Annotated in this window: 4 protein-coding genes and 2 pseudogenes; all 6 read left to right on the top strand. The window is 57.0% G+C overall.

The features are described 5' to 3' along the window. Nucleotides 1-1,298 precede the first annotated feature (1,298 nt). The 6 genes and pseudogenes from NKJ73_RS33730 to NKJ73_RS33755 all read left to right on the top strand — a co-directional run bounded on the left by NKJ73_RS33730 (nt 1,299) and on the right by NKJ73_RS33755 (nt 6,036). Nucleotides 1,299-2,405, top strand: coding sequence for a D-alanine--D-alanine ligase (locus NKJ73_RS33730; RefSeq protein ID WP_352572682.1), 1,107 nt, complete (start codon nt 1,299-1,301; stop codon nt 2,403-2,405). 178 nt (nt 2,406-2,583) lie between these two features. Further along, nucleotides 2,584-3,105, top strand: a pseudogene (locus NKJ73_RS33735) (IS630 family transposase); the annotation flags it as partial. Nucleotides 3,106-3,267: 162 nt separating this feature from the next. Beyond that, nucleotides 3,268-4,544 (top strand): annotated as a pseudogene (locus NKJ73_RS33740) (ATP-grasp domain-containing protein). Between the two features lie 119 nt (nt 4,545-4,663). Further along, nucleotides 4,664-5,101 carry an IS4/Tn5 family transposase DNA-binding protein gene (locus NKJ73_RS33745; RefSeq protein WP_352572684.1) on the top strand — a complete coding sequence of 146 codons (438 nt, stop codon included), beginning with the start codon at nt 4,664-4,666 and terminating at the stop codon, nt 5,099-5,101. Between the two features lie 54 nt (nt 5,102-5,155). Beyond that, on the top strand, nt 5,156-5,344 hold the full coding sequence (locus NKJ73_RS33750; protein ID WP_352572686.1) for a hypothetical protein: 189 nt from the start codon (nt 5,156-5,158) through the stop codon (nt 5,342-5,344). A gap of 221 nt (nt 5,345-5,565) precedes the next feature. After that, nucleotides 5,566-6,036, top strand: a complete 471-nt coding sequence (locus tag NKJ73_RS33755) for a tyrosine-type recombinase/integrase (protein WP_352572688.1) — start codon at nt 5,566-5,568, stop codon at nt 6,034-6,036. The last annotated feature ends 47 nt before the right edge of the window (nt 6,037-6,083 follow it).

Genomic DNA, 6,083 nt, shown 5'->3' on the forward strand with positions numbered 1-6,083 from the left:
GCGCGGCATGACCGCTTGCACGACATCGCCTTCGGCATCTCCATTGGATCAAGCCGACGATGTGGGTAATCGAAAGCTTCACCGGCTTTCAATTACCCACATCGTCTGGCCATATTTGCCACAGCTGAATCTCCTGTGATTCGTTCTGTCTGTGACGCCGACTCGTCTGCTCGAGCTTGCCGGACAAGCGTCTCGAACGGCGCTTGCATGGCACGAAGCTGGAAACGGCGGAAACAGCCAAGGACGGACCTAAGTCGGTGTGCTGTCGAAAGACAACCGGAGGGCAGGGTGTCCACCGCGAGGTGGAATCCGAAGGGCTTGCGGAGAAGTACCGGGCCGTAATCGGCTACCCCAGCGATCAACCGGTCGGCCAAAGACGGGCAAGGTCGAGCTGGCACTATGGCAGCGAAGGCGCTCTTACCCATCCGTCACACCAAGGTGTTTGCGGGCGGCACGGTACGCAAGATCTGGACGTGACCCCAGGAGGGCTCGTCGCGTTCCCGGGCGGCACCGGGATAAGCGACCCTATAAGCCGAAAGGCGAAGTGGGGCAAACCGGAGATCTTCGTCTTCTTGGGATTTACATTCATCTGCGGGAGTCACGTCGCGCGCGCTTCCAGCTTAAGCGGAAGACCCGCAGTGACCGCAATGCGGGCGAAGCTCAAGGACATACATCAAGGTGGAGCTGCGGCGTCGAATGCATTGGCCGATCCCTCAACAGGGGCTGAGGCAGATCGTGGGCGGGCACTTCACATACTTCGCGGTTCCAACGAATATCCCGGCGCTCACGGCGCTCACGGCGTTCGGGTATCGGGTGATCGACCTTTGGCGGCGTACCAGAAGGACGACGCTACGTGGGAACGGATCGCGCAGTTAGCCAACGACTACCTTTCCAAGCCTTGCAAACCTTCATCCATGGCCAAGTGTCCGCTTCGCCGTCAAACACTCGAGATAGGAGCCACGTGCGGGAAAGCCGCCCGCGTGGGATCTGTGCGGGGGCGCTCAGTAATGAGCGTCCCCACCGCGAAATGGCTTCTTATCAGAATTGTCGCGCCACAATCGACTCCACCGCCATTCATCTGCGACGCCTCCGCGATTCGGCGTCACGGACAGAAGCGTGGCAGATTCATACGGGGGGTAGGGCCGCCGCCGATGTGATCAATCGGAAGCCTCACTGGACAGTTGCGCCGGTGAGGCCAGGACAGTCGACTCCAGCCGGTCAAGCCACCGGAGTTGGTAGCTCCAGAAATTTTCAAAATATTATAGGTTCACGTGTCGACAGCATCTCGGAGGCGAAAAATGCGGCCCGAAGTTTCGTTCATATTTGGTGGGATTTCGACGGGTTATGACTCATCTGTGTCATCATTATTGAATGTTATCAGTGTATACTTAAGTCTTTCCAAAGCTGAACGGCCGTTCACCGTGAAAAACATACACCACGTAAGTCAGAAAGACGGCAATGTCACAACGCTCCCATTCGATGAACCTTTTGTGATTGATGATCTGAATGCCATCATTTCCAGTGAAGTCATTCGTCCGCGACGCACGTTAGTTAATGCCTTTGAAGCGATGGCATCGTGCAAAGAATACGTTGTCAACTTGTTGCACGGACAATTTGGCGAAGACGGAGGGGCCCAGACACTTGCGGCTGTTTTAGGTTTAAAAGGTACATTCGGCGATCCCGAAGTTGCGTCGCTGACGATGAATAAGTACGCGATGTCGTCTTTCGTTTCCTCGCTAATACCTAATGATATTGTGAGGATTCCAAAGACAATACTAATAAAAGCGAAAGATAAACTGGACATGGTTCAGTTTGTAAACTCGTTTCAAGGTGCTATCGTAGTGAAGCCTAACTCGCTCGGCTCGTCGCTGCTTACTGAGCGGTTTGATGAACCTGAAGCCCATCGAGAAGAGGTCATCGCTCTTATTAATGCAATACTCGAACAAGATGGCGCGGCGTTATTGCAAGAATTTGTTCATGGAAAAGAATATTCATGCGGCTGCATCGCAAATTCTAGCGATATAGTAACGCTTCCTGTTGTAGAAATCAAGACAAATAGAGGTTTATTCGGACGGAAAGAGAAGTCTATCGAAGGCATGTCCGATCTAAGTGTAGTAGATGACCGTAATAGTAACTCAATTGCTAATCGGATTAAGTCCGTCACAAGAATAATAGCTTCGACAGTCGATATTTATAATGCCGCCAGGTTTGATTTTCTGGTGTCGTCTCGTTCCGAAATAGTTTTCCTAGAATGCAACTACATTCCAGGGATGGGGAAAAATAGCATCTTTCCAAAGATGTTGGAAAACCACGGTATGACTGTTATAGACATGATACATTGGGTTCATTCAAACTCAAAACCGTTTACCAGAAAGCGTTGCCTTGTGCGTGACAAAGCGGCCTAGCAGAGGGGAGGACCGCCCCTCAGACTACGAGGTCGCTCTACTGCTCCATACGGGGGCCGGGTGTGTGCGTCAATTACACAGGTGCGCGCCACGTGACGTGATTCGCTCACCCTTCGGCCATATCCGGCTCCCTTCGATGTCTGACTATGCCGGTTAGGAAAGATCGTCCCGGGCGAACTTGGCGTGGCATGAACATACGGTTGGCAAATGGCGACGGCGCTTTCTTAAACATCGGCTCGATGGCCTGTTCGACGAAGTTCGCCCTGGCCGGCCCCGAACGATTGATGATGATCAGATTGCTGGGGTGATCGAGCGCACACTACGTTCCACGCCACCCGATGCGACCCATTGGTCGATCCGCTCGATGGCAGGAGCCGCCGTCTTTTTGCACACGACGATCTGGCGGACATGGAACGCCTTCGGCCCGCAGCCCCATCGCACCGAGACGTTCAGGCTTTTCAGCGATCCCTTGTTCGTCGATAAGGCCCGCGACATCGTCGGTCTATATCCGTCGCCTCCTAATCGGGTGCTGGTTCTCAGTGCGGACGAGAGGAGCCAAATCCAGGCACTTGATCGCGAGCAGCCGGTCTTGCCGATTATGCCCGGCGTGCCTGAACGGCGTACCCATTCTTCTGTTCGGCAGGGCACAACGACGTTGTTTGCAGCTCTGGATGTCGCCTCCGGTTTTGTCCTCGGCAAGGATGACTAGAGGATCCAAATTGAATTTTACAAAATCTTTGCGATCGGAAGTCCCTAACAATGGTACGTTTATCACGAAGTCTGAGGTCAAGGCACCGGCTCAAAAACCGGATGCCGATTTACCTCGATCGCCGAACAACACGTAATGGAGGCACGGCAGCCGATGACACGAAGGGCAATCATTCTGGTCGAAGGTGATCCAACGGGGAATATTTTGCCATACGCCCAAGCGGCCCGACGTCTTGGACTTCATCCAATTATCCTGTCGTCTGAACCAGCGCAGTATGATTGGCGAGTGGCGGAAAGCATTGAGGCAATCCGGGTTGATACAAACGATCTCGATCACTGACTCGAGAATGTTCCCGGCTCCGTTCGACTTACGAGGTTGCTGGCATTACCTGCGCCAAGGAGTGGGTCTGTGCGGCGGTTGCCAAGCTCTGCAAGCATTTTGATCTACCTGGGCCAAGTCCCGCATCCATTGAGCGATGCTGCGACAAATTCACCCAACGTCGGCTGCTCGCGGAGGCCGGCGTCCCAGTACCTGCGTACCGGTTGGCAACGAACGCGACGGACGTCGAACATTCTGCGGCGGAAATAGGACCGCCGGTAATTCTTAAGCCAGCCGTAGGCAACGGCAGCAGCGGTGTCCGACTGTGCCGCAACGTCGATGATTTGATCGAACATACGGCCTATCTATTGGGCGGGAAGCACGTATGGCGATCTTCGCCAAAGGTACTGGTCGAAGAATTCGCAAACGGCCCATACTACGGCGCTTACATGATGGGCGATGAGCTCATTGGGATTTGTGCGGCCGAATTTGATCCCCCGCCGCATTTCGTCTTCCGAGAGTGGACGTTTCCGGCCTCTCTGACCGAGGAGCAACATGAACGTATTGCCGATCTTTCACGAAGCTGTTTGCGAGCTCTCGGCCTGGGCTGGGGACCAGCAGGCGTTGAAGTCCGGTGGACGAAGCGTGGCCCAGTCGTCATTGAAGTTAACCCGCGTCTTGCGGGCGCGCCCGATCCTCAAATGGTTCAGCTGGCGTGCGGTGTCGATCTTGTCACCGAGCACATCAAGCTTGTCCTGGGCGACAGGCGGAATCGGCGCAGAAGGCATTCGCAGACTGTGGTGGCGCGGTACCTAGTTCCAGATCGCGATGGTATCCTCGACCGGATCGATGGGGAGAGTCAGGCGGCCGCCGTACCAAGTGTCGTCGAGGTCAAATTGTGTATTGAACCCAAGACGCCGATCGCCAGGAAAGGCGATTATCGAGACTGCATCGGATATATCGTCGCCGCTTCGCCCGATCTTGCTGAGACCAAGATGATAGCTCAGCGTGGCGTCGACTTAATCAGCTGGTCGATCACCCCATTTGCTACGCGAGGCTCGGGCTCAGGCTCTGGGGAGACTGGAAACAAAGCTGCGCGGCCTGGGCGATGATGTACGCATACGCTGAAGGCTTCACCGGCTTTTGATTACCCACATCGTCGGCGGGCCTATTGCCCCGTATGAATCTGCCGTGATTCTGTCCGTGACGCCGAATCACGGAGGCGTCACGGATGCGAGACAAGACCAGCAGCAGCGGAGCCGCTTGGCAGGAAGAGCTTTGCGCGGCGGCCCTTCCCGACAAGCCCTTGGTCCGCCGGCTGCAGTGGTTGCTGGATCAGCTGTCAGCAGCGCCGGGCAGGCCGATCCCGGCGGCCTGTGGCGACCGGGCAGCGGCCAAGACGGCCTGCCGCTTCTTTGACAACCCGCGTGTGACCGAACATAGCGTTCTCGCCGGCCATTTCGCCGCGACTGCGGCGCGCGTTGCGGCGAGCGAAGGTCCGATCCTTATCCTGCAGGACACGACCGAATTTACCTACAGCCGCGCGCAGCCGGGCAAAATCGGCTTCACCAAGACCATCAACGCCGGAGCTACCGCTGGCTGGAGAACTTGCGTCAGTCCATCGCTCGTGGGCGCGCCCGAGCGCTGTGTGCATGTGGGTGACCGGTAGAGCGACATCTACGAGCTCTATTGCACCGCCCATGACCTTGGTACGAGCTTCCTCGTGCGGGTGCAGACGAACAGGCTGGCCGAGCGGCCTGCCGATGCTGGCCCACACGATCCTGCTCACCGCGTCTTTGCCCAACTTGCGGCGGCGCCCTGGGCGGGACGTCATCGCATTACGGTCGATCAGGACGAGACGACCTGGCTGCAGGTGAAGTTCGCCGCCATCAACACATTGCCGCCCCGTTGACAGCTGAGCATGTCCTTGCTGCTGTCGAACATCGGCTGTCACTATCGTCGACCTCCGGCACCCGCACGGCAGCAACTTCTCACATTCGGACATTTCTTCGGTTTTTGTATTGGGCTGGTTACCATGACCAGGATCTTGCCCGCGTCGTCCCCAGGACACCCCACTGGCGTTTGGCTCATCTACCGCCGAGCCTTGCATGGGACGACGTTCGGCGTGCGGATATGATCGGCGCAACGACACCGGTCGACGTCCGCGATCGAGCCGTCCTGGTGCTGCTCGCCACCGCGGGCATTCGCAACGGCGAGCTGCGCGCCCTTCAGCCGCACGATATCAACTGGCGAACTGGGGAGGTTTTTGTCCGGCGCACCAAGGGCAAGCGTGATCGAGTGGCCCCGCTCATCGAGGAAGCCGGCGCCGCGCTCGCCGACTACATCCTGCGCGCTCGGCCGAAGGTGGATAGTCCGTACCTATTTCTGTCCTTCACGCCGCCGGTAGGGCCGTTCAGGTGCGCGTCGCCTGTTTCGAGGATCGTACAGAGCCGGTTGCGGCATAGTGGGATCGAGTTTGTCGGAGGTGCGCATCTCCTGCGCCACAGCTTAGCCACCCAACTTGTCGGACAGCGAAGGCCGATCAACGAAGTCGCCGATCTCCTAGCCGCCTTGATGCACGGCGAGGACGTTTTGGCGGCCTGAAGCGGCGATGTGGCCGCTGTTGGGCGCTTTTCCGCGAACCTCGTCAG

The organism is Mesorhizobium sp. M0074 (assembly GCF_040322975.1).
Lineage (GTDB): Bacteria > Pseudomonadota > Alphaproteobacteria > Rhizobiales > Rhizobiaceae > Mesorhizobium.